Origin of the sequence: Edaphosphingomonas haloaromaticamans (genome assembly GCF_001853345.1) — a bacterium.
GTDB lineage: Bacteria > Pseudomonadota > Alphaproteobacteria > Sphingomonadales > Sphingomonadaceae > Sphingomonas_E > Sphingomonas_E fennica.
The window spans coordinates 1,052,028-1,074,406 of the sequence record NZ_MIPT01000001.1; the positions used below are offsets into that span (position 1 = coordinate 1,052,028).

Genomic DNA, 22,379 nt, shown 5'->3' on the forward strand with positions numbered 1-22,379 from the left:
AGGCACGGTGCGATGATCCGGCGGATCGTGACGGGCAATGACGCGCAGGGGCGCTCCTATATCGTGAGCGACGAGAGGGTCGTGGCGGTGGAAGGAGCGCCCGACGGCGTGGTCTGGCGGGAAAGCGGGCGGCTGGAGCGCTGGCTGCCCTCCACCGCGCGGCATCTGGAGCCGGATGGAGGCAGCAGCCGCTGCTCCCGCGTGGTGCTGCCGCCATGGGCAGCGATGAAGGACGATGTGGCGGCGGGCCGCTTTCCCGGCCTAGATGCGGATGGTTTCCACCGCACCGAGACGATCGACTATATCCTGATGCTGGAGGGCGAGGTGGATCTCGTGCTCGATCGCGATCGCACCACGATCCGCGCCGGGGACGTCGTGATCCAGCGTAACGCCAGCCACGCCTGGCAGAACATGACCGACCGGGATGCGGTATTCTGGGGCGTGATGACCGCGCGGGCCGACTGAGGGGAGGGGCTCAGGCTTCGTGCTTCGCGGGTGCCTCGGCCGCCGTGCGGAGCCGGCCCAGCATGTGCGCGGCATAGGCCGCATAGGGGCCGATCCAGCGTTCGTGGATGCCGTGGATCGGCAGCGCATCCAGATGATTCCAGCGTTCGCGGCCGCGCCGTTCGGCCACGATCAGCCCGGCGGCTTCCAGCACGTCCAGATGCTGCATCACCGTGCAGCGATCGAGATCGGGGAAGCGGGCGCAGAGCGCTCCTGTGGTGAGCGGTCCTTCCTTCAGCGCGTCCAGCATCCGGCGGCGGGTGCGATGGCCGAGCGCCTTGAACAGCGCATCATCCTGATCGTCGATTGACATGTTATAATCCTACAACATATCATGGCCCGCGCAACAGAGATTGGAGGCGCGCGATGGACTTGAGGTTCACGATCGCGGGGCGCATCGCCAAGCCGGTGAGCGAGGTTTTCGAGGCCGTCGTCGATCCCGGCCGGCTATCGGAATATTTCACGACCGGCGGCGCGAAGGGACGGCTGGAGCCGGGGGCGGTGGTATCCTGGGACTTCCACGATTTTCCCGGCGCCTTTCCCGTCCATGTGACGGAGGTGGAAAAGGACAGTCGCATCGTCCTGCGATGGGATGCGGTGGACGGCACCGCCCCGCCCGATGCCACGGGCGCGCGGCTGACCACCGTGACCATGACCTTCGAGCCGCTGGAGGACGGGCGCACGCTGGTGCGGATCACCGAGGAAGGATGGTCCGAAACGCCGGCGGGGCTTGCCGCATCCTACGGCAATTGCGAGGGCTGGACGGGGATGCTCTGCGCGTTGAAGGCGTGGCTGGAAGACGGCGTGAGGCTGCGGCAGGGCTTCTACAAATAGCGTAGCCGGGATGGATGGGCGAACCGCGCCGATCAGCCGGCTTCGCTGCTCGCCTTGTCCGGCGCGGCATCGCGCAGGCGGCGGCCGCGCAGCGGCGGCACGCGGGTGGTCTGCGCCATTTCCATGATCTTGGCGCGCAGCTCGGCCCTTTTTTCGTGGATGGACGCGATCACCGGCCCCATGGCCACGCCGAGATCGACCAGCACGGCTTCCGACAATTGCAGCGAGGATTCGAGCGTTTCGGGAACCGCGTCGGTGGCGCCGGCGCGATAGAGCTCGGCCGCATGGTTGGGATCGCGCGCGCGGGCGATGATGGCGAGATCGGGAAAAGCCGCGCGCACCCGCGCCACCGTGCGGACGATCTGGACGGGTTCGTCCATGGTGAGCACCAGCGCGCTGGCATTGGCGAGATCGAGCTTGTCGATCATCCCCGGCCGGGTGATATCGCCGAAGACGATATTGTAGCCGCGCCGCCGGGCATGGGCGATCGTATCGATATCGGCATCCAGCGCGACATAGGGCCGCTTGTGCGCATCCAGCATCTGCGCCACCAGCCGCCCGACCCGGCCGAAGCCGATGATGACGGTGCGGCCGGGCTTGGTTTCGATCGTGTCCAGCGCATCCTTGCCTTCGCGCCGCTCGACCCGGCTGGCGATATCGCGGCCGATGCGCGCCAGCAGCGGGGTGATGGTGAGGCCGATCGCGGTGACGATCTGCCAGAAGGCGGCGGTGGACGGCATGATGAGCTTGGCCTGCGCGGCGGCCGCCAGCACGATCAGCGTTGTTTCCGAGGGCGAGGCCATCAGCAGGCCGGTCTGGGTGGCGATGCCGCGATCGGCCCCGCTCAGCCGCAGGAGGCCGGCGGTGACGACCGCCTTGGCGGCGACCACGCCCGCCACCGCCAGCACCAGCGCCTGCCAGTTGGCGAGGATGACGCGGACATCGAGGCTCATGCCGATGGTGATGAGGAACACGCCGAGCGCCAGCCCCTTGAAGGGGGCCATGATCACCTCGACCTCGGTATGATAGTCCGTCTCCGCGATCAGCAGGCCGGCGAGCAGGGCGCCGACGATCGGCGAAAGGCCGGCCGCCGTGGTGGCGATGCTCGACAGGATGACCACGAGCAGGCTGGCCGACAGGAACAGTTCGGGGCTTTTGGTGCGGGCGGCCTGCGCGAACAGCCTGGGCAGCAGGAAGCGGCCGAGCACCATCAGCCCGACGACGGTGAGCCCGCCGAGCATCACCGTGGAAAGCAGGCCTTCCCATCCTTCATCGGTGGCGGTGGGGGCGAGCGCGCCCAGGCCGAAGATGATCGGCACCAGGGCCAGATCCTCGAACAGCAGCATGGCGAAGGCGGCGCGGCCGACCCCCGATGTCGTGCCGACCATCGGCAGCACCAGCGCGGTCGAGGACAGGGCGAGCGCGAGGCCGAGGCCGATCGCGCCGGCCCAGCTCTGCCCGAGCAGGTGGAGCGCCAAACCGATGACGAGGCCCGACAGCACGAGTTCGGCAGCGCCCAGCCCGAACACCGCCCCGCGCATCGACCATAGCCGCTTGAACGACAGTTCGAGGCCGATCGAGAAGAGCAGCAGCACGATGCCGAATTCGGCGAAGGGCTCGATCGAATGCTTGTCGGTTATGGTGAAATGGTAGAGCCAGGGCACCCGATCGACCAGCGAGCCCAGGCCCGAGGGGCCGACCAGCAGCCCGACCAGGATGAACCCGATCACCGGATTGACCCGGAAACGGGCGAAAGCCGGGATGATGAGGCCCGCGGCCCCGAGGATGACAAGCGAATCGCTGAAAGCGTCGGATTGGATCGGTAGCGGCATCGCCGCCGACTTTGGGGGCTGGAGTCACGAAATTCCAGCGCCGGCTTGCAATTTTACTTTTTGTTTCCGCCTCGCATAACGCATCATCCTTCCATAGCTTGGGGATCGACCGCCAACAGGGAGATCAGATCGCCGCATGCCCCATGTAACACCGCTCATCGGCACCATCGTCGCCGGCCTCGTGCTTGCCTTCATCCTTGGGCAGATCGCCTTCCGCCTGCGCCTGTCGCCGTTGATCGGTTATCTGCTGGCCGGGATCGCGGTGGGGCCCTTCACCCCCGGCTATGTCGCCGATCAGAGCCTGGCCAACGAACTGGCCGAGCTGGGCGTGATCCTGCTGATGTTCGGCGTCGGCCTGCATTTCTCGGTCAAGGACCTGATGGCCGTCCGCAAGATCGCGGTGCCCGGCGCCCTGGGGCAGATCGGCGTGGCGACGTTGCTGGGCATGGGGCTCGCCTGGCTGCTGGGCTGGAGCGTGGCCGGCGGCTTCGTGTTTGGCCTCGCGCTCTCGGTCGCTTCCACGGTGGTGCTGCTGCGCGCTCTGCAGGAACGCCGCATCCTCGACACCGAACGCGGGCAGATCGCCGTCGGCTGGCTGATCGTCGAGGATCTGGCGATGGTGCTGGCGCTGGTGCTGATCCCGGCGATCGCCGAGGGCGGGGGCGGCAGCGTCGCCACGGCGCTGGCGGTGACGGTGGGCAAGGTGGTGGCGTTCGTCGCCTTCATGCTGATCGTCGGCCGGCGCGCGGTGCCGTGGATGCTCCATTCCGTGGCGCATTCGGGATCGCGCGAGCTGTTCCGGCTGGCGGTGCTGGCGATCGCGCTGGGCGTGGCCTTCGGCGCGGCGCTGCTGTTCGGCGTGTCCTTCGCGCTCGGCGCCTTCTTCGCCGGCATGATCCTGGCGGAATCGCCGCTGAGCCAGCGCGCCGCCGAGGAGACGCTGCCGCTGCGCGACGCGTTCGCCGTGCTGTTCTTCGTATCGGTGGGCATGCTGTTCAACCCGGATATCCTGACGGACGAGCCGCTGGCCCTGCTGGCGACGGTGCTGATCATCATGTTCGGCAAGTCGATCGCCGCCTTCGGCATCGTCCGCGCCTTCGGCAAGTCCAACAAGACGGCGCTGACCATCGCGGCGAGCCTGGCCCAGATCGGCGAATTCTCCTTCATCCTGGCGACGCTGGGCTTTTCGCTGGAGCTGCTGCCGTCGGACGGGCGCGATCTTATCCTGGCGGGCGCGATCATCTCGATCATGCTGAACCCGCTGCTCTTCTCGCTGATCGACCGCTTCGCCGCGCGGGTGGCGGGCGGCGTGGAGCCCGAACATGCGATCGGCGGCCAGCCGCCGGCGCCGGTGCGCGGCCATGTCGTGATCGTGGGCCATGGCCGGGTGGGCAGCATCGTCGCCAAGGGGCTGACCGACGCGGGCGAGCGGGTGACGGTGATCGAGGCCCAGGCCGACAAGTCCGGCCTGCCCGCCCATGAGAAGGCCACCGTGCTGGCCGGCAACCCGGCGAGCGGGGCGCTGCTGCGCGAGGCGGGGATCGACAAGGCGCGCATGCTGTTCGTGGCCATCCCCGAAAGCTTCGAGGCGGGACAGATCGTGGAGCAGGCCCGCACGCTCAATCCCGCGCTGCGCATCGTCGCCAGGGCGCACAGCGATGCCGAGTCCGCCTATCTGGAAACGCATGGCGCCGACCGCGCGATCATGGGCGAGCGCGAGATCGCGCGCCGGATGATCGACGAGGCGCTGATCGGCCGCTAGGGCGAGGGGGAAGCGGCTGGAATCCCGGAGCGGCGGTTTCCGGCCGAACGGTTCTTCCGGGCCCGCCGGCGCAGGGCATTCCCCCCGCCTTTCCGGGGAGGGGAGGAAGAAGCGCCGAAGCGGGGAGGCGGCGCAAAGAATGCGTGGCGATCCGATCTATCCGGCTTGACCGGCGCCCCATAGTGGCGCCTTTTAAGGCAAGGTCAGCAGCGGGCGCAGGAATCACAAGGACATGGGCGGCGCCCATCATCACGATCATTCATCCCATGACCACGCGTCGCATGACCATGTGTCTCAGGGGCACGCCGCGCATGCGGCCCACGCCCACGGCCATGGCGGGCACGGGCATTCGCACGCGCCGGCCAGCTTCGGCCGGGCCTTCGCGATCGGCATCGGCCTGAACCTGGCCTATACCGCCGTCGAGGCGTTCTATGGGCTGGCCACCGGATCGATGGCCCTGCTGGCCGATGCGGGCCACAATCTTTCCGACGTGGCGGGGCTGGCGATCGCCTGGGGCGCGTGGTTCGCCTCGCGCACCCGGCCGACGCCGCGCTTCACCTACGGCCTGCGCGGATCATCGATCCTGGCGGCGCTGGTGAATGCGGTGCTGCTGCTGATCGCCTGCGGGGCGATCGCGCTGGAGGCGATCCAGCGGTTCGCGGAGCCGGCGCCGGTGCCGGGCGGCACGATGATGATCGTGGCCGGGGTGGGCATCGTCATCAACCTGGGCACGGCGCTGCTGTTCGCGCGGGGCAGCGGGCACGACATCAATATCCGGGGCGCCTTCCTCCACATGGCGGCGGATGCCGCGGTTTCGGCGGGCGTGGTGATCGCCGGCCTGCTGACGCTGAAGACGGGGGCCGACTGGATCGATCCCGCCACCAGCCTGGTGATCGTGCTGGTGATCGTCGCCGGCACCTGGGGGCTGCTCCGGGAATCGCTCGCCATGGCGATGCAGGCGGTGCCGGGGCGGATCGATCCCGCCGCCGTCCAGCAGGCGCTGGCAGAGGTGAAGGGGGTCACGCGGGTCCACCATCTCCACATCTGGCCGACGAGCACGACGGAGACGGCGCTGACTGCGCATCTGGTGGTGCCGGGTGGGCATCCGGGCGACGCCTTCCTGGAACGGACGGCGGCGATGCTCCACGATCGCTTCGGCATCGGCCACGCGACCCTGCAGATCGAGCAGGGGGAAGGCGTGGGCGAGGGGCGGTGCGACATCGGCGGCTGCGCCTTCCACGGCGGTTAGGCCATCGGGAGGGGGTTCCCCGGCGGCCGGGCTGGACGCGCAATCCTTCCTCCTCCATCATCCGCGAACGCGCCATGAGATGCGCGGGCGGCAACGGAATGGAGAGATATGGAGAAGATAATCTACGCATTGTGGCGATCCGACGCCGTGGATGCGGCCGCCTTCAAGCAGCAGCTTCTGGGCGAGGTGGCCGAGGCGCTGGGACCGCATGTGCTGGCGCTGCGCATCAACGTGGCGGACGAGGATGTCGTCGGCGGCACGGTGCCGCGCATCGCCAATATCCGGCCGCAGATGGATGCGGTGATCCAGCTTTGGGTGCATTGCTCGCACGATCCCTATCGCGCCGCGATCGACGAGATCGTCGGCCGCGCGGCGCCGCGCTTCGCCGCCTGGCTGGTGTGCGAATCCGTGCCGCTGCCGAACGAGCTTCACCCGCCGGTGAAGGGAAAGCGCACCGAGGGCTTCTCCCAGCTCGCCTTCATCGGCCAGCCGCCCAAGATGAGCCATGAGGAATTCGCCTATCAGTGGCGGCGGGTGCAGACGGCGGTGGCGATCGAGACGCAGAGCAATTTCGAATATCGCCAGAATCTGGTGGTGCGGCCGCTCACCTACGGCGCCCCGCCCTTCGTTGCGATCGTGGAGGAATGCTTCCCCGCCGCCGCCTTCCATGACGAGGCGGCTTATTATGACGGCCCCGGCGATCCGGCGAAGTGGCAGGAGAACAAGCGGCTGATGTTCGAAGCCTGCGCCCAGTTCATGGATTTCGAGCGGATCGACGTGATCCAGACCAGCCAGTTCGATCTCCGGCCGATCGGCGGATGAGCCAATAAGCTTGCATTGACGGTGCTTGCGTGAAAATATGTGCCGAAATGCGTTGCAATAATGCGTTTTGGCCAACGCAATTCGGCAAGATGGCCGGGCGGCCCCGTGGACGGGAGCGGTTCCAGCGGAACCGCAGGTCCAAATGGACGGGTCGGCCATGGCGCCGCTTATGGTAGTTTCATCCCACGATAAGAGTCGCGGGTGCCCGGCCACGGGCGGAATATGCGGAGAGTGAAGATGGCGACGACGGCTGAATATGGCCTTGGCGAACAGACCTTCCCCAGGGGATGGTTCATGGTTGCCGACGCGGACGAGCTGGAGGGCACCAAGCCGCTGGCGGTGCGCTATTTCGGCCGCGACATGGTGCTGTATCGCGGCGAATCCGGCGCGCTTCACATGGTGGATGCCTATTGCCCGCACATGGGCGCGCATCTGGCCCGCAACACCACATCCTATGTGATCCGCGACGGCAAGCAGGTGGAAGGGGATTCGATCCGCTGCCCCTATCATGGCTGGCGCTTCGGCCCGGACGGCCGCTGCAACCAGATCCCCTATTCGCCCCAGAAGGTGCCGGGCGCGGCCAAGCTGGAAAGCTGGCTGGTCAAGGAACGCGCCGGCTGCATCTGGATGTGGTGGGACCCGGAAGGCGGCGAGCCCGAATATGACCTGCCGGAATTCGCCGAATATGGCGCGCCGCACTGGGTGAACTGGAAGATGGACCGGCTGGGGCTGCTGAACAGCCACCCCGTCGAGATCGTCGACAACATGGCCGATCGCGCCCATTTCGAGCCGATCCACGGCACGCAGGACGTGATCCTGTTCGAAAATGATTTCGAGGATCACAAGGTCGTGCAGCGCATGTCCTCCGGCCACCGCACGCTTTCGGCCGAAGGGGGCGAGCCGCTCTTCACCGACACCTGGTATACCGGGCCGGGCATCCTGATTTCGCAGATGGCGGGGCAGTTCCCGTCGATCATCCTCATCACCCACACGCCGGTGGACGACGGCGTCGTGAAGGTGTGGCACGGCCTGCTCGTGAAGGTGGCGGGCGCGGTGCCGAGCGAGGAGGAGATCGGCATGGCGCGGGCCTATCAGCAGGCCTCGTGCGATGCGTTCAGCCAGGATTTCGAGGTGTGGGCCAATAAGCGCCCCTGCTTCAACCCGATGGCGGTGCTGGGCGACGGCCCGATCGGCAAGCTGCGCATCTGGTATCGCCAATTCTACAACCCACGCGCCCGCGCCCAGGAATTCCGGGCGCGCGTGAACGGGACGATCATCACGCGGGGCACGCTGAACGCGCCCTGGGACGACCAGCAGGTCGCCTGACGCCGCCGCCTCCCAAGAGGCGGATCGACATGGAAGGGGCGGGGCCGTGGACTCCGCCCTTTTTGCTTGGCGACGGATTTTCGGCGCCTTTGCCGAAGAAATGACGGGGCCGGATGGCGGTCGGCAGGCGCGGCGCTGCCGTTCGTCGAAGCCTCTTGTCGATTTGTCGAAAGATGGCGCGGCCGTCGGCGGCGCGTTGCATGCACCCGGAGGGTGCGAGATCCAGCGATGAACCGTGCGGATCGCGCGACATATCAATATTGAAATATTCCAGGCGCATGGCCGTGGCATAAGCCACCATGGCCGCCGGCAAGCCCATGAAGGGCGGGGCGGCGCGCAAATTGCGTATGGACCCGGGCGACTAGCGGAGCATGTTCTGAAGCTGATGCGACATATTCTTTTGCCAGCCTTGATGATTTCGCTCGCGTCCTGTGGCGCCGGCAAGAAAGAGGGCGACGCCCGCCAGGCCCCGCTGGTGACGGCGGCGACCGTCGCGTCCGCGCGCTTCATCGATCGGATCGAGGCCGTCGGCAGCGCGCGCGCCAATGAGCAGGTGACGCTTTCCGCGCCGGTGACGCAGCGGATCGACCGCATCAATTTCGAGGATGGCGGCTTCGTCGCGCAGGGGCAGGTGATCGCCGTGCTCGCCGCCGGGCAGCAGAACGCCCAGCTGGCCGATGCCCGCGCCCGCGCCCGCGAGGCGGAGCAGCAGCTTGCCCGCCTTTCGGCGCTGAAGGATCGGGGCTTCGCCACCAATGCCAGCGTGGATGCCCAGATCGCCGCCGCCGCCTCGGCCCGCGCGCAGGCGGCCGAGGCGATCGCGTCGATCGGCGACCGGGTAATCCGCGCGCCCTTTGCCGGCTACGCCTCGCTGCGCACGGTTTCGGCCGGCGCGGTGGTTTCGGCGGGAACCGAGATCGCGACGATCAGCGACATTTCCCGCATCAAGCTGGATTTCCCGGTGCCGGAGACGATGCTGTCGGCGGTGAAGCCCGGCCAGACGATCGAGGCGCGCGCCGCCGCCTACCCCGACCAGCCGTTTCGCGGCACGATCGCCACGATCGATCCCGTGGTCGATCCCGCGACGCGATCGGTGATGGTGCGCGCGGTGCTGCCCAATGGCGACCTCCGGCTGAAACCGGGGATGTTGCTGACCGTGGCGATCGAATCCGGCGCGCGCGTGGCGCCGGCCGTGCCCGAGCCCGCGATCATCGGCCAGGGGGCGGATCGCTTCGTCTTCCTGATCGGCGAGGACGACGTGGTCAAGCGGACGCCGGTGAAGGTGGGCGTGCGCCGCGACGGCATGATCGAGATCACCGAAGGGTTGAAGCCGGGGCAGAAGATCGTCGGCGAAGGCGTGGTGAAGGTGGCCGACGGCGCCAAGGTGCGCACGGCCGGCCCCGCCGCCGCCAAGCCCACGCAGCAGGCATCGGCGGAGTAAGGCGATGCTGCTTTCCGACGTTTCGGTGAAGCGCCCGGTCTTCGCGGCGGTGATGTCCATCCTGCTGACGATCATCGGCGCGGTCGCCTTCTTCGCGCTTTCGGTGCGCGAATATCCTGATGTCGATCCGCCGATCGTGTCGGTGGAGACGACCTATACGGGCGCCGCCGCCAACGTCGTCGAAAGCCGCGTCACCCAGTTGATCGAGGAACGGCTGGCCGGCATCGAGGGCATCCAGACGATCACCTCGCGATCGCGCGACGGCACCTCCGACATCTCCGTGGAGTTCAGCCCCGGTCGCAACATCGACGATGCCGCCAACGACGTGCGCGATCGCGTGGGCGGCGTGGCCGAGGATCTGCCCGACGACGCGCTGCCGCCCGAGATCCGCAAGGTGGACGCCGATGCGCAGCCGGTGCTGTGGTTCACCTTCTCCGCGCCGCCGGGATGGTCGCGCGTCCAGCTTTCCGATTATGTCGACCGCACGCTGGTCGATCGCTTTTCCGCCATCGACGGCGTGGCGCGCGTGCAGATCGGCGGCGAGGCGCGGCCGGCGATGCGCGTGTGGCTGCAGCCCGAGCGGCTCGCCGCCTTCAGCCTGACGCCCGGCGATGTCGAGACCGCCCTGCGCACGCAGAATGTGGAGCTGCCGGCCGGCCGCATCGAGGCGCAGCGCCAGAATGTCACGGTGCGGGTGAACCGCCCCTTCGCGACGGCGGCTGAGTTCGCCCAGCTCGTCGTCGGGCGCGGGCAGGGCGGCTATCTGGTGCGGCTGGGCGACGTCGCCCGCGTGGAGGAAGCGCCGGAGAATCTCTATTCCTCCTTCCGCGCCAACGGCCAGACGGGCGTGGGTATCGGCATCGTCCGCCAATCGGGCGCGAATACGCTGGCGGTGGCGGAAGCCGCCAAGAAGGTGGCCGACGAGGTGCGCCCCAACCTGCCCAAGGGCATGACGATGGAGATCGGCAGCGACAGCTCGCTGTTCATCTCCCGCGCGATCGATGCCGTCTATCACACGATGGGCGAGGCGGCGGTGCTGGTGGTGGCGGTCATCTTCCTGTTCCTGGGAAGCTGGCGCGCGACGCTGATCCCGGCGGTGACGGTACCGATCTGCCTGCTGGCGACCTTCGCGGTGCTGTGGGTGTTCGGATTCTCCATCAACCTTTTGACCCTGCTGGCGCTGGTGCTGGCGATCGGCCTGGTGGTGGACGATGCGATCGTGGTGCTGGAGAATGTCTATCACCGCATAGAGCAGGGCGAGGACCCGCTGGCGGCGGCATATCTCGGCACCCGGCAGGTCGGCTTCGCCGTCATCTCGACGACCGTGGTGGTGTGCGCGGTGTTCCTGCCGGTGATGTTCATCGCGGGCCAATCGGGCCTGCTGTTCCGCGAGCTGGCCGCCGCGATGATCGGCGCGGTCGCCTTTTCGGGCTTCCTCGCGCTCACGCTGGCGCCGATGCTCTGTTCCAAGCTGCTCAGGCACGAGGAACGCGGCCGGCTGGCGCAATGGGTGGACGATCGCTTCCGCCGGATCGAAAGCGCCTATTCGCGGACCCTGGCGAAGGCGATCGACCGGCCGGTGCTGGTGCTGGGCGCGGTGGCGCTGGTGCTGGCGGGCGCGGGCGCCCTCTACACCACGCTGCAGTCCGAACTGGCGCCGACCGAGGATACGGGCATCGTCCTCCTCCAGCTCAACACCGCAGAAGGCACGGGCTTCGACGAGCTCAACCGCCAGATGCAGGAAGTGGAGAAGCTGGTGCTGCCGCTGGTCGGCCAGGACGGCGGCGAAAGCGGCGGGGCGGTGCGCCGGGCCGTGACCCGCGTGCCCGGCAGCTTCGGCGCGACCGAGGATTTCAACAGCGGCGCGATGACCCTGTTCCTGCGCCCCTGGGAGGATCGCACCGTCACCACCCAGGACGTGATCAACGTGGTGAACGGCAAGCTGAGCGAACTGCCGGCGATGCGCGGCAATGCCAGCACGCCTTCGGCGCTGGGCCGCGGGCGCGGCCAGCCGCTGAACTTCGTGATCGCGGGCACGACCTATGAGGAGCTGGCCCGCGCGCGCGACCGGATATTGGCGGCGGCGGCGAACAACCCCGGCATCATCAACCTCGATTCCGATTATAAGGAAACCAAGCCGCAGCTGCTGATCGACGTGGATACCGCGCGCGCCGGCGACCTCGGCGTCTCGGTGGACGCGGTGAGCCAGGCATTGCAGACGCTGATGGGTTCGCGCCGCGTTTCCACCTATGTCGATCGCGGCGAGGAATATCGCGTGATCGTGCAGGCCGATCCTTCCGGCCGCAGCGTGGAGCAGGATCTGGGCCGGGTGCATGTGCGGTCCATGTCCGGCCAGCTCGTGCCGCTCGCCAACCTCGTCACCGTGCGCGACAGCGCCGATGCGCGCGAGCTGGGGCGGTTCAACAAGATGCGCGCCATCACCCTTTCGGGCGGGCTCGCCCCCGGCTATTCGCTGGGCGAGGCGCTCAGCTTCCTGGAGGAGCAGGCGGCCGCATCCCCCGAGGTGACGGCGGTCGGCTATCGCGGCGAAAGCCAGGCCTTCAAGGAAAGCGGCGGATCGATCCTGATCGTGTTCCTGATGACGATCGTGCTCGTCTACCTCGTGCTGGCCGCGCAGTTCGAAAGCTTCGTGCATCCGGGCGTGATCATCACCACCGTGCCGCTGGCGGTGGCGGGCGGCATCGTCGGCCTGGCGGTGATGGGCCAGACGCTCAATCTCTACAGCCAGGTCGGCATCGTCATGCTGGTGGGCCTGGCGGCGAAGAACGGCATCCTGATCGTGGAATTCGCCAACCAGTTGCGCGACGAGGGCGTCGCCTTCCTGGATGCGATCCGGCAGGCGGCGGTGCGCCGGCTGCGGCCGATCCTGATGACGTCGATCGCCACCGTCGCCGGCGCGGTGCCGCTGATGCTGGCGGGCGGCGCGGGCGCGGCGGCGCGGCGTTCCATCGGCGTGGTCGTCGTCTGGGGCGTCAGCATCGCGACGATCATCACCTTGTTCATGATCCCGGTGCTCTACGTGCTGATGGCGCGCCGCACCGGATCGCCGCTGGCGGTGACGCGCAAGCTGGAGGCGGCATTGGGCGGTGGGCAGGCGCATCCGGCCGAATAAGGCCGGGACGGCGCAAGTGACGGATTTCCAATTGCATGGCGCCGCACGGGCGACTTTAATGCCGCGATTTCTGTAGCGCCCGTGATTCCCGCGGGCGCGGATCGCTCTGGGGGGAGCAGGGGACGGCATGGGGCAGATCGCGTCGCAAGGGCAGCTTCGCATGGCGTTCGTCCGCTGGGCGCTGGTGATGGTGCCGCTGGTGCTGCTGCTGGGCATCGCATCGGGCTGGCTGGCCAATTCCGGTTACGGCAATCCGTGGTTCGATGCGCTGCGCAAGCCGGCGATCATGCCGCCGGGCCGGGTGTTCGCCGTCGCCTGGACGATCCTCTACGTGCTGATGGGTTTCGCGCTGGCGCTGATCCTGTCCGCCCGCGGCGCGCGGGGCCGGGGCGCGGCGATCGCGCTTTTCGTGCTGCAGCTCGCGCTCAATCTCGCCTGGTCGCCCCTGTTTTTCGGGGCGCATCAGGTGACGGCGGCGCTGGGGCTGATCCTGGTCCTCATCCTGGTCGTTGCCGTAACGATGTGGCGTTTCTGGGGAATTCGGAAGCTGGCGGGGCTGCTGCTGCTGCCCTATCTGGCCTGGCTGCTGTTCGCCGCGCTGCTGAACTTCCAGATCCTCCAGGCCAACCCGGACGCGGAATCGCTTGCGCCGGGGCGCGTTCGGACCCAGATCAGTCTATAATAATCCATTAAGCACACAGGAAACGCAGGGTCATGCAATCGGAAAACCGCATTTTCGACGATCTCGTGAAGATGCTGAACGGCGCGGCGGGCACGCTGGCGGGCATGGGCCGCGAGGCGGAAGCGGGCGCGCGCGCGCGCGCCAAGGAATGGATCGGCGGCCTCGATTTCGTGAGCCGTGACGAGTTCGAGGCGGTGAAGGCGATGGCCGCCGCCGCGCGCGACGAGGTGGACGCGCTGAAGGCCCGGCTGGACGCATTGGAGGGGGCGACCGGCAAGGCCAGGAGCGCAAAGGCGAAGTCCGGTGGCGAGCCGCCCGCAGCCTGAGGCCATCATCCACAATTTAATCGTGGTTAAGCGACCCGGTTGCCCACCCGGACGCTTGCGACGTTCCGCCGCCTTGTTCACCATGAGCGGCCAGCGCCCGTGGGGAGGGGCTTATGACCGTCGATGATTTCGAAAGCGGCCGGGATGCCAGCGCGCCGATCGAGATGCTCGAGCAATATTTCGCGGCCCATGGCTGGAATCACGAGCGCAACGGCGATGAGGAGATCGTCGCCACCTTCCAGGGAAGCTGGACGCAATATGAGCTGCGGGCGGTGTGGCGCGAGGAGGATCGCGTCCTCCAGTTCCTGGCCCTGCCCGACATCCGCGTGCCCACCGACAAGCGCGCGACGATCTACGAGACGATCGGCCTGATCAACGAGCAGCTCTGGATCGGCCATTTCGAAATGTGGGCGACGTCCGGCATGCTGCTGTTCCGCCATGCCGCGCTTCTGGAAAGCAACCAGGAATCGGTGCTGACGATCGAGCAGGCGGAAACGCTGGTGGAAGCCGCGATCGACGAGTGCGAGCGCTTCTACCCCGTCTTCCAGTTCGTGCTCTGGGCCGACAAGACCCCGCAGGAGGCGATTTCCGCCGCCCTGATCGAAACGCAGGGCGAAGCCTGAGAGACGGGTAGGCAAGGACCGCCGCACCCATTATCCGCGCATCGGACGATCAAGGGAGATGCGTGTGTCGAAGCTTCTCGAAGGGCCGCTATGGCTGGTGGGCGCCGGCAATATGGGCGGCGCGATGCTGCGCGGCTGGCTGGCGGCCGGCATGGACCCGGATCAGGTGATCGTGATCGATCCCGGCGCGAAGGACCTGCCCGAAGGCGTGATCGCCTGGCCCGCGCCCCCGCCCGATGGCGCGGCCCCGGCGGTGGTGGTGCTGGCGGTGAAGCCGCAATTGCTCGATACCGTGGCGCCCGCCATCGCGCCCGCGCTGGAGCGGGAGACGCTGCTGATATCGATCCTCGCCGGCGTGGAGGTCGCCTCGCTCCGCCAGCGTTTCCCCGCGCCGGAAGGCGTGGTGCGGGTGATGCCGAACACGCCTGTCGCGATCGGCAAGGGCGTCATGGCGCTGCACGGCGCCGGCCTTTCGGACGGCGCCGCCGACCTCGCCGGGCGGCTGACTGCGCCGCTGGGGCTGGTGGAATGGATCGCGCGCGAGGACCAGTTCGATGCCGTGACCGCCCTTTCGGGCTGCGGGCCGGCCTTCCTGTTCCGTTTCATCGATGCGATGGCCGATGCCGGCACGGCGCTGGGCCTGCCCGCCGACCAGGCGGCGCGGCTCGCGCTGGCGACGGNGGAGGGCGCGGCGCTGCTCGCCGCCGGATCGGACGAGACGCCGGGCCAGCTTGCCGATCGCGTCGCCAGCCCCGGCGGCAGCACGCGCGAGGGCATGAACGTGCTCGATCATGACGGCGCGCTGAAGGAACTGATGGCGCGGACGCTGTCGGCTTCGGCGCGGCGCAATGCGGAGATGGCGGCCGCCGCGCGCGGATAGGACCGCGCCGTCCTTGACCTCCCGCCGGCCCGCGCCATGATCGCCGCGAGGGGCCGGGAGGGCGGCATGGCGGACGACGCGGTGGGCAAGGCGGGCAGGGCGGCGGCCGGCTTCGGCTGCCTGCTCGGGCTGGCCGCGCTCGCCCTGCAGGCCGGGCTCACCATTCCGGCGGGGATGGCGAACGGCCGGAGCCTCGGCGGCGCCATCCTCTTCTATCTCAGCTTCTTCACCATCCTGAGCAACGGCGTGCTGGCGGCGGTGCATCTCGCCACCGCGAGCCGCGCGCCGGCGCTGGCCGTCCTGCGGCGGCCGGCGGTGCGGGCGGGCATGATGGCGGCGATGCTGTTCGTGATGGCCTTCTACCATTTCGTGCTGGCGGCAAGCTGGGCGCCGGCCGGCTGGTTCAAGGTGGCGGACGTGGCGCTCCATTATGCCACGCCGCTTCATTATGCCGGCTGGTGGCTCATCTTCGCCCCGCATGGCCGGACGAGCTGGCGCTCGGCAGGCGCGATGGCGGCGTGGCCGTTCGCTTATGCGCTCTACGCGATCGCGCGCGGGGCGGTGGTGGGCGAATATCCCTATCCGGTGCTGGACGCTGCCGCGCTCGGCTATGGCCGGGTGGCGGCCAATGTGGCGGGGTTGCTCGCCCTTTTCCTGCTGCTGTGCCTCGTCGTCATCGCGGCGGATCGCCGGCTGGGGGCCGTTTCAAGGCGCTAGCGGGACGTTCCGGCCGGATCGTCCGTGGCAAGCGGATAGGTGCCGTGGCCCCGGCGCACCTTGCCTCCTTCGAACACCAGCACCTCGCTGACGCTGACGCCCTTCTGGTTGCGATACTGGATGACGAGCGTGTCCACGCCGGCGAAGATCCGCTCGACGGTGAAATGCAGGTCGGGGATGCGCTTCAGCCCTTCCGACCAATAGGCCCGGAGCGCGGCCTTGCCCCGGATCGTGCCGCCGGTTTCGGGAAAGAGGCTGGCCGCCACCGGCGAGGTGAACAGCACGTCCTCGTGGAAATGATCGAGCACGCGATCGAGATCGTGGGCGTTCCAGCTTTCGCACCATTTGGCGGCAAAGGCCTGCCAGTCGATCGGGGGCATGGCGGCATCCCGGATGGTGAAGCGGAAACGAAAGGGAAGGGGCCGGCGCGCGGCCCCTCCCGCCGCCGATCAGTTCTTGGTCTTGTCGACCAGCTTGTTCTTGCCGATCCACGGCATCATCGCGCGCAGCTCGCTGCCGACCTTCTCGATCGGATGCTCGGCGGCGAGCTTGCGGCTGGCCTTCAGCTCCGGCTGGCCGGCGCGGTTGTCGAGGATGAAGTTCTTGACGAAGCGGCCCTGCTGGATGTCGGCCAACACGCGCTTCATCTCGGCCTTGGTCTCATCGGTGATGATGCGCGGGCCGGTGGTGATGTCGCCATATTCGGCGGTGTTGGAGATCGAATAGCGCATGTTGGCGATGCCGCCCTCATACATCAGGTCCACGATCAGCTTCACCTCGTGGAGGCATTCGAAATAGGCCATTTCCGGGGCGTAGCCGGCTTCGACCAGCGTTTCGAAGCCCGCCTGGATCAGGTGGGAAAGGCCGCCGCACAGCACGGCCTGCTCGCCGAACAGGTCGGTCTCGCACTCTTCCTTGAAGGTCGTCTCGATCACGCCCGAACGGCCGCCGCCCACGGCGGAGGCGTAGGAGAGCGCCACGTCATGCGCGTTGCCGCTCGCATCCTGCGCGATCGCGATCAGGCAGGGCACGCCGCCGCCGCGCTGATATTCGGAACGCACGGTGTGGCCGGGGCCCTTGGGCGCGATCATGAACACGTCGAGGTCGGCGCGCGGCTCGATCAGGCCGAAATGCACGTTCAGGCCGTGGGCGAAGGCGATGGCCGCGCCCTGCTTCAGATTGTCCTTCAGGTCGTTCTCGTAGATCGCGGCCTGATGCTCGTCGGGCGCGAGGATCATCACGATGTCCGCCCACTTGGCGGCCTCGGCGTTGCTCAGCACCTTGAAGCCGGCATCTTCCGCCTTCTTCGCGGTGGCCGAACCGGGGCGCAGCGCGATCGCCACCTCGGTAACGCCGGAATCGCGCAGGTTCTGGGCATGGGCGTGGCCCTGGCTGCCATAGCCGACGATGGCGACCTTCTTGGTCTTGATCAGGCCGATATCGGCGTCCCGGTCGTAATAAACGCGCATCATATGCTCCTGTGGAGATGCTCCCGGCTCATGCCCGGAGGGATGGGATGAATGTGGATGGGGTTCAGGCGGGCTCGGCGCCCCTGGCGATGGCGGCGACGCCGGTGCGGGCGACTTCGACCAGGCCGACCTCGCGCATCAGCTCGAGGAACTTGTCGATCTTCTCAGATCCGCCCGTCACCTCGAACACGAAGCTGGAGATGGTCGCATCGACCACGCGGGCGCGATAGACCTCGGCCAGGCGCAGCGCCTCGATGCGATGATCGCCCGTGCCCTTCACCTTCACCAGCGCCAGCTCGCGCTCGACATGGGGGCCAAGCTCGGTCAGGTCGGTCACCTTGTGGACGTTCACCAGCCGGTCGAGCTGGGCGATGATCTGGTCGATCACCGCGCGCGGGCCGGAGGTGACGATGGTGATGCGGCTGATCGTCTCGTCCTCCGTCACCTCGGCGACGGTCAGGCTCTGGATATTGTAGCCGCGCGAGGAGAACAGGCCGGCGATCCGCGCGAGGATGCCCGCCTCGTTGTCGACGATGACGGAGAGCGTATGGCGCTCGACGGTTTCTTCCCTGATATGCATTCGTCTCTTCTCTCGTCATCCCGGCGCAGGCCGGGATCTCGTGCGGCAAATGTGCGGTTTGCGGAGTGAGGCCCCGGCCTTCGCCGGGGCTGCGGCGCCGGTTCCGCCTTCGGCTACACCAGCGCCTTGGCCTCGTCGTCCATCTCGCCCGATACCTCGTCCGCCTGCAGCAGCATGTCGGTATGGGCGGCGCCGCTGGGAATCATGGGGAAGCAGTTGGCGAGCTTCGCCACCCGGCAGTCCACCATCACCGGACCCGGCGTGCTCAACATCTGCTCGATGCCGGCATCCAGTTCCTGCGTGCCCTCGATGCGCAGGCCGGTCCAGCCATAAGCCTCGGCCAGCTTCACGAAATCGGGCAGGGCGGCCGAATAGCTTTCCGAATAACGGCCGCCATAGGTGAGGTCCTGCCACTGGCGGACCATCCCCATATATTCGTTGTTCAGGATGAACACCTTCACCGGCAGGCGATATTGCGCGGCGGTGGACATTTCCTGGATGTTCATCAGGATCGATGCCTCGCCGGCGATGTCGATCACCAGCGCGTTGGGATTGCCGACCTGCGCGCCGATCGCGGCCGGCAGGCCATAGCCCATCGTGCCCAGGCCGCCGCTGGTGAGCCACTTGTTCGGCCCTTCGAAGTGGAAATGCTGGGCGGCCCACATCTGGTGCTGGCCCACCTCCGTGGTGATGATCGGGTTCCGGTCGCGCGTGGCTTCCCACAGCCGCCGGATGGCGTGCTGGGGCATGATCTCCTTGATCGATTCCGGGTAGGCCAGGCACTGCTTCGCCCGCCACTGATCGATCCGGGCGAACCAGGGCTTCAGGTCCTGCGGCTGGTGCTGGCGCACCTTCCACAGCTTGACCATATCCTCCATCGCCCGGCCGACATCGCCGACGATGCCCAGGTCGACGCGGACGATCTTGTTGATCGACGATCGATCGATATCGACGTGGATCTTCCGGGAATGGGGGGCGAAGGCATCCAGCCGGCCGGTGACGCGATCGTCGAACCGCGCGCCCAGCGCCACGATCAGGTCCGCCTCGTTCATCGCCAGATTGGCTTCATAGGTGCCGTGCATGCCCAGCATGCCCAGCCATTGCGGGCTGGATGCCGGGAAGGCGCCGAGGCCCATCAGCGTGGAGGTGACGGGCGCGCCGGTGATGCGGGCCAGCTCGCGCAGCACCTGCGCGGCCGCCGGACCGGAATTGATGATGCCGCCGCCGGTGTAGAGCACCGGGCGCTCGGCCGCGGCCAGCATCTCGACCGCAGCCTCGATCGCGACCGGATCGGCCTTCACCTGCGGGCGATAGCCCTTGTGGAGCACGGCGCCGGGGGCGGGCTTGCGATAGGGCGCGGTCGCGACCTGCACGTCCTTCGGCAGATCGATGACGACCGGGCCGGGCCGGCCGGACGTGGCGATGTGGAACGCCTCGTGCACGATGTCGCCCAGCTTCGCGGGGTCCTTCACCAGATAATTATGCTTGGTGCAGTGCCGCGTGATGCCGACGGTATCGCATTCCTGGAAGGCATCGGTGCCGATCAGCGGCGTGCCGACCTGGCCGGTGATGACGACCATCGGGATGGAATCGAGCAGGGCATCGGCAATGCCGGTGACGGCATTGGTGGCGCCGGGGCCGGACGTGACGAGGACGACGCCGGGCTTGCCGGTGGAGCGGGCATAGCCTTCCGCCGCGTGCGCCGCGCCGCCTTCCTGGCGGACGAGGATGTGACGGATCTTCTTCTGCTTGAAGAGCGCGTCGTAAATGGGAAGCACCGCTCCGCCCGGATAGCCGAACACGATCTCGACGCCGAGATCGGTCAGCGCCTCGATCAGGATGTCCGCGCCGGAACGTTCGGCAGTCATCGCATTCGTCCTTTCGTCCATCAAACAAGCAGGCGGCATAACGCCATCGGCACCATGCCGAAACACCCGTTTCCCTTCGCGGCGCACAATGGCGCCAAAGATCGGGTTGCCTAGTGGCAAGAAACTAACCTGTCAACGCCTCATCGTGTAATAATCTTGCTAGACTCGCGATCGTCGCGTTGTCGAGTTGCGCATCCGCCTTTCGCCATTGCGCGGGGGGCTGCTGGCGGAACCAGGTATATTGGCGCTTGGCATATTGGCGGGTGGCGGCGGTCGCGCGTTCGACCATGGCCGCGCGGTCGATTCGCCCGGCCAGGAAATCCGCGATTTCCGGCACGCCGATCGCCCGCATCACCGGCAGGCCGGGATCGAGCCGGCGGGCCAGCAGGGCCTCCACCTCGGCGATCGCGCCTTCATCCAGCATCGTTTCGAAGCGCGCGTCGCAGCGGGCGCGGAGCCAGTCGCGCGGCGGCAGCAGGATGGCGGGGACGATGCGCGCCGCATCGCCGATCCCGCCTTCGCGCGCGGCCTGCCAGGCGGCGATCGGCCGGCCGGTGGAGCGGATCACCTCCAGCGCGCGGGCGACGCGCGTGGTGTCGGCGGGGTGCAGGCGGGCGGCGGCCGCCGGGTCCTCGCCGATGAGCGCGGCATGAGCCTCGGCCACGGGCAGCGCGCGGACGGTGGCGCGGATGTCGGGATCGATATCGGGCACCGGGGCGATGCCGTCCAGCAGCGTGCGGATATAGAGCCCGGTGCCGCCGACGAGGATCGGCAGGCGGCCGGCGGCGTGCGCGGCGGCGATCTGCGCCTTCGCCTCATCGGCCCAGCGCGCGGCGGAGCAGCTTTCCGCGCCGTCGACATGGCCGAACAGGCGGTGGGGCGCGCGGGCTTCCTCTGCCGGGGAAGGGCGGGCGGAAAGGATGCGGAGGTCGCGATAGACCTGCGAGGCATCGGCGTTGATCACCACCCCGCCGGAAATTTCCGCCAGCGCCAGCGCCAATGCCGACTTGCCGCTGGCCGTCGGCCCTGCGATGAGCGCCACCGCCGGCCTTGCGGAGTCCGGCGATCCTCCGGCCTCGATTCCCAGGGAGTCCTTCGTGTTCATCGCCACGCTGATAGCAACGGACGGCAGCCTCGTGCCCGAAATTTCCGATCGCGCGCGCCTCGCGCTGGCGGAGGCGGGCTGCGCGCCCGTGGTGGGGCGCTGGATCGACGAGGGTTATGCGCTGGACCTCGCCTTCGCCGCCGATCCCGGGACGGCGCGGGCCGTGCTGGAGCCGATGGCCGATGTGGTGGTGCAGCCGGAGGCGGGCCGGGCCAAGCGGCTGCTGGTGGCGGACATGGATTCGACCATGATCACCATCGAATGCATCGACGAGTTGGCCGATTATGCCGGGATCAAGGCCGAGATCGCCGAAGTCACCGAGCGCGCGATGCGCGGCGAGCTGGATTTCGAGGCGGCGCTGGATGCCCGCGTGGCCCTGCTCAAGGATCTCGACGCTGCCGCGATCGACCGCTGCCATGTCGAGCGCGTGCAGATCATGGCCGGGGCCAAGCCGCTGATCCGGACGATGAAGGCCCATGGCGCGCGCTGCGTGCTGGTGTCCGGCGGCTTCACGGTGTTCGCCGATCGGGTGGCGGCGGATATCGGCTTCGATCGCGCGCTTTCCAACACGCTGGGCGTGGCCGATGGAAAACTCACCGGCACCGTCGCCCGGCCGATCGTGGGCGCCGCCACCAAGCGCGAGACGCTGGTCGCCGAAGCCGCGGCGATGGGGATCGACCTTTCGGAGACGCTGGCGGTGGGCGACGGCGCCAACGACATTCCGATGATCCAGGCGGCGGGGCTGGGCGTCGCTTATCATGCCAAGCCCAGGACGGCCGCCGCAGCGGGCGCGCGGATCGATCGCGGCGACCTGACGGCGCTGCTTTATGCGCAGGGATATGCGCGCAAGGATTGGGTGGAATAAGGCTGGCCCCCCTGCGGATGCGCCGGGGGCAGCTTACCCGACCAGCAAGGCGCCGTGATCCTGTCTTGGTTCGGGAGCGGCCTGTTCCCGACCGCTGCCTAGAGACTTTCACGCCCGTCGCCCGTCGCCCGGCCCCGGTTCAAGCCCCAAGCGCGATGGAAAAGGAACGGCCGATCCCCGGCAGGCCCTGCAGGGCCACCTCCCGGAAAGGTCAATGGGGGCTGGCGTCGCCGCCAACCCCCATTGCGCCGGTTCATGGCTTGTCCGCGCCTTGCGGGCGGGTTCGCCTCCCTGGCGTTTGGCGGCGCATGGCCGGACCGGATGGCCCGTAACCGCTTCCGCCTGGCTCTGCCTTCGTGGT

General features: G+C 68.0%; 21 protein-coding genes. 14 read left to right on the forward strand and 7 right to left on the reverse strand.

Annotated features, from left to right (window positions below; genetic code table 11):
- The first annotated feature begins 12 nt into the window (after nucleotides 1–12).
- Entirely contained in the window at nucleotides 13–465 is a 453-nt protein-coding gene (locus tag BHE75_RS04945) for a cupin domain-containing protein (RefSeq protein ID WP_070932799.1), read from the forward strand.
- Between the two features lie 10 nt (nucleotides 466–475).
- Here the strand turns inward: BHE75_RS04945 and BHE75_RS04950 are convergent, their stop codons facing one another.
- Complete coding sequence (locus BHE75_RS04950; RefSeq protein ID WP_070932802.1) at nucleotides 476–817, reverse strand: ArsR/SmtB family transcription factor; 342 nt, start codon at nucleotides 815–817, stop codon at nucleotides 476–478.
- A gap of 53 nt (nucleotides 818–870) precedes the next feature.
- On the opposite strand from BHE75_RS04950, the gene BHE75_RS04955 reads away from it, so the two are divergent.
- Nucleotides 871–1,338 carry an SRPBCC family protein gene (locus tag BHE75_RS04955; protein WP_015459568.1) on the forward strand — a complete coding sequence of 156 codons (468 nt, stop codon included), beginning with the start codon at nucleotides 871–873 and terminating at the stop codon, nucleotides 1,336–1,338.
- A 32-nt stretch (nucleotides 1,339–1,370) separates the two neighbouring features.
- On the opposite strand, the gene BHE75_RS04960 is transcribed toward BHE75_RS04955, so the two are convergent.
- The gene (locus BHE75_RS04960) at nucleotides 1,371–3,170 is read right to left on the reverse strand and encodes a cation:proton antiporter domain-containing protein (RefSeq protein WP_070932803.1); all 1,800 of its coding nucleotides are present in this window, start codon (nucleotides 3,168–3,170) and stop codon (nucleotides 1,371–1,373) included.
- Nucleotides 3,171–3,306: 136 nt separating this feature from the next.
- Between BHE75_RS04960 and ybaL the strand changes: the two genes are divergently transcribed.
- The 11 genes from ybaL (at nucleotide 3,307) to BHE75_RS05015 (ending at nucleotide 16,131) form a co-directional block, all read left to right on the forward strand.
- Nucleotides 3,307–4,932 (forward strand): YbaL family putative K(+) efflux transporter, encoded by a 1,626-nt coding sequence (ybaL, locus tag BHE75_RS04965; protein ID WP_070932805.1) that lies wholly within the window; start codon nucleotides 3,307–3,309, stop codon nucleotides 4,930–4,932.
- Between the two features lie 232 nt (nucleotides 4,933–5,164).
- Nucleotides 5,165–6,181: a cation diffusion facilitator family transporter gene (locus BHE75_RS04970; RefSeq protein WP_070932807.1), complete on the forward strand. Its 1,017-nt coding sequence runs from the start codon at nucleotides 5,165–5,167 to the stop codon at nucleotides 6,179–6,181.
- Between the two features lie 108 nt (nucleotides 6,182–6,289).
- Nucleotides 6,290–7,003 (forward strand): EthD domain-containing protein, encoded by a 714-nt coding sequence (locus BHE75_RS04975; RefSeq protein WP_041864937.1) that lies wholly within the window; start codon nucleotides 6,290–6,292, stop codon nucleotides 7,001–7,003.
- Between the two features lie 237 nt (nucleotides 7,004–7,240).
- Nucleotides 7,241–8,329 carry a Rieske 2Fe-2S domain-containing protein gene (locus BHE75_RS04980; RefSeq protein WP_015459573.1) on the forward strand — a complete coding sequence of 363 codons (1,089 nt, stop codon included), beginning with the start codon at nucleotides 7,241–7,243 and terminating at the stop codon, nucleotides 8,327–8,329.
- A gap of 412 nt (nucleotides 8,330–8,741) precedes the next feature.
- Nucleotides 8,742–9,770 (forward strand): efflux RND transporter periplasmic adaptor subunit, encoded by a 1,029-nt coding sequence (locus BHE75_RS04985; RefSeq protein ID WP_015459574.1) that lies wholly within the window; start codon nucleotides 8,742–8,744, stop codon nucleotides 9,768–9,770.
- 4 nt (nucleotides 9,771–9,774) lie between these two features.
- Nucleotides 9,775–12,903, forward strand: a complete 3,129-nt coding sequence (locus BHE75_RS04990; protein ID WP_015459575.1) for an efflux RND transporter permease subunit — start codon at nucleotides 9,775–9,777, stop codon at nucleotides 12,901–12,903.
- A gap of 127 nt (nucleotides 12,904–13,030) precedes the next feature.
- Entirely contained in the window at nucleotides 13,031–13,585 is a 555-nt protein-coding gene (locus BHE75_RS04995; protein ID WP_015459576.1) for a TspO/MBR family protein, read from the forward strand.
- 32 nt (nucleotides 13,586–13,617) lie between these two features.
- A complete protein-coding gene (locus BHE75_RS05000; protein ID WP_015459577.1) occupies nucleotides 13,618–13,911 on the forward strand; it encodes an accessory factor UbiK family protein in 294 nt (97 codons plus the stop codon).
- Between the two features lie 113 nt (nucleotides 13,912–14,024).
- Nucleotides 14,025–14,534 carry a YbjN domain-containing protein gene (locus BHE75_RS05005; RefSeq protein ID WP_015459578.1) on the forward strand — a complete coding sequence of 170 codons (510 nt, stop codon included), beginning with the start codon at nucleotides 14,025–14,027 and terminating at the stop codon, nucleotides 14,532–14,534.
- Between the two features lie 58 nt (nucleotides 14,535–14,592).
- Nucleotides 14,593–15,414, forward strand: a complete 822-nt coding sequence (gene proC / locus BHE75_RS05010; RefSeq protein ID WP_070932810.1) for a pyrroline-5-carboxylate reductase — start codon at nucleotides 14,593–14,595, stop codon at nucleotides 15,412–15,414.
- A gap of 66 nt (nucleotides 15,415–15,480) precedes the next feature.
- Nucleotides 15,481–16,131 (forward strand): Pr6Pr family membrane protein, encoded by a 651-nt coding sequence (locus tag BHE75_RS05015; protein WP_070932814.1) that lies wholly within the window; start codon nucleotides 15,481–15,483, stop codon nucleotides 16,129–16,131.
- On the opposite strand, the gene BHE75_RS05020 is transcribed toward BHE75_RS05015, so the two are convergent.
- The 5 genes from BHE75_RS05020 to miaA all read right to left on the reverse strand — a co-directional run bounded on the left by BHE75_RS05020 (nucleotide 16,128) and on the right by miaA (nucleotide 21,153).
- A complete protein-coding gene (locus BHE75_RS05020) occupies nucleotides 16,128–16,511 on the reverse strand; it encodes a nuclear transport factor 2 family protein (protein ID WP_070932817.1) in 384 nt (127 codons plus the stop codon). The genes BHE75_RS05015 and BHE75_RS05020 overlap by 4 nt on opposite strands.
- Nucleotides 16,512–16,580: 69 nt before the next feature.
- On the reverse strand, nucleotides 16,581–17,600 hold the full coding sequence (gene ilvC / locus BHE75_RS05025) for a ketol-acid reductoisomerase (protein ID WP_015459581.1): 1,020 nt from the start codon (nucleotides 17,598–17,600) through the stop codon (nucleotides 16,581–16,583).
- 64 nt (nucleotides 17,601–17,664) lie between these two features.
- Complete coding sequence (gene ilvN / locus BHE75_RS05030) at nucleotides 17,665–18,180, reverse strand: acetolactate synthase small subunit (RefSeq protein WP_015459582.1); 516 nt, start codon at nucleotides 18,178–18,180, stop codon at nucleotides 17,665–17,667.
- Between the two features lie 113 nt (nucleotides 18,181–18,293).
- Nucleotides 18,294–20,048, reverse strand: a complete 1,755-nt coding sequence (locus BHE75_RS05035; protein WP_070935506.1) for an acetolactate synthase 3 large subunit — start codon at nucleotides 20,046–20,048, stop codon at nucleotides 18,294–18,296.
- A gap of 124 nt (nucleotides 20,049–20,172) precedes the next feature.
- Nucleotides 20,173–21,153 carry a tRNA (adenosine(37)-N6)-dimethylallyltransferase MiaA gene (gene miaA, locus BHE75_RS05040; RefSeq protein ID WP_070932820.1) on the reverse strand — a complete coding sequence of 327 codons (981 nt, stop codon included), beginning with the start codon at nucleotides 21,151–21,153 and terminating at the stop codon, nucleotides 20,173–20,175.
- Here miaA and serB point away from each other — a divergent pair.
- Nucleotides 21,146–22,018, forward strand: a complete 873-nt coding sequence (serB, locus tag BHE75_RS05045) for a phosphoserine phosphatase SerB (protein WP_070932821.1) — start codon at nucleotides 21,146–21,148, stop codon at nucleotides 22,016–22,018. The two genes, miaA and serB, sit on opposite strands and share 8 nt — an antisense overlap.
- The last annotated feature ends 361 nt before the right edge of the window (nucleotides 22,019–22,379 follow it).

Coding starts and splice junctions, on each gene's coding strand:
- BHE75_RS05005 (WP_015459578.1), top strand. CDS start 14,025: ATGACCGTCGATGATTTCGAAAGCGGCCGGGATGCCAGCGCGCCGATC.
- BHE75_RS04990 (WP_015459575.1), top strand. CDS start 9,775: ATGCTGCTTTCCGACGTTTCGGTGAAGCGCCCGGTCTTCGCGGCGGTG.
- BHE75_RS05015 (WP_070932814.1), top strand. CDS start 15,481: ATGGCGGACGACGCGGTGGGCAAGGCGGGCAGGGCGGCGGCCGGCTTC.
- BHE75_RS05020 (WP_070932817.1), bottom strand. CDS start 16,511: ATGCCCCCGATCGACTGGCAGGCCTTTGCCGCCAAATGGTGCGAAAGC.
- ilvC (WP_015459581.1), bottom strand. CDS start 17,600: ATGCGCGTTTATTACGACCGGGACGCCGATATCGGCCTGATCAAGACC.
- BHE75_RS04970 (WP_070932807.1), top strand. CDS start 5,165: ATGGGCGGCGCCCATCATCACGATCATTCATCCCATGACCACGCGTCG.
- BHE75_RS04945 (WP_070932799.1), top strand. CDS start 13: ATGATCCGGCGGATCGTGACGGGCAATGACGCGCAGGGGCGCTCCTAT.
- miaA (WP_070932820.1), bottom strand. CDS start 21,153: ATGAACACGAAGGACTCCCTGGGAATCGAGGCCGGAGGATCGCCGGAC.
- BHE75_RS04960 (WP_070932803.1), bottom strand. CDS start 3,170: ATGCCGCTACCGATCCAATCCGACGCTTTCAGCGATTCGCTTGTCATC.
- BHE75_RS04955 (WP_015459568.1), top strand. CDS start 871: ATGGACTTGAGGTTCACGATCGCGGGGCGCATCGCCAAGCCGGTGAGC.
- BHE75_RS04975 (WP_041864937.1), top strand. CDS start 6,290: ATGGAGAAGATAATCTACGCATTGTGGCGATCCGACGCCGTGGATGCG.
- BHE75_RS04950 (WP_070932802.1), bottom strand. CDS start 817: ATGTCAATCGACGATCAGGATGATGCGCTGTTCAAGGCGCTCGGCCAT.
- BHE75_RS04995 (WP_015459576.1), top strand. CDS start 13,031: ATGGGGCAGATCGCGTCGCAAGGGCAGCTTCGCATGGCGTTCGTCCGC.
- BHE75_RS05000 (WP_015459577.1), top strand. CDS start 13,618: ATGCAATCGGAAAACCGCATTTTCGACGATCTCGTGAAGATGCTGAAC.
- ilvN (WP_015459582.1), bottom strand. CDS start 18,180: ATGCATATCAGGGAAGAAACCGTCGAGCGCCATACGCTCTCCGTCATC.
- ybaL (WP_070932805.1), top strand. CDS start 3,307: ATGCCCCATGTAACACCGCTCATCGGCACCATCGTCGCCGGCCTCGTG.
- BHE75_RS04985 (WP_015459574.1), top strand. CDS start 8,742: ATGATTTCGCTCGCGTCCTGTGGCGCCGGCAAGAAAGAGGGCGACGCC.
- BHE75_RS05035 (WP_070935506.1), bottom strand. CDS start 20,048: ATGACTGCCGAACGTTCCGGCGCGGACATCCTGATCGAGGCGCTGACC.
- BHE75_RS04980 (WP_015459573.1), top strand. CDS start 7,241: ATGGCGACGACGGCTGAATATGGCCTTGGCGAACAGACCTTCCCCAGG.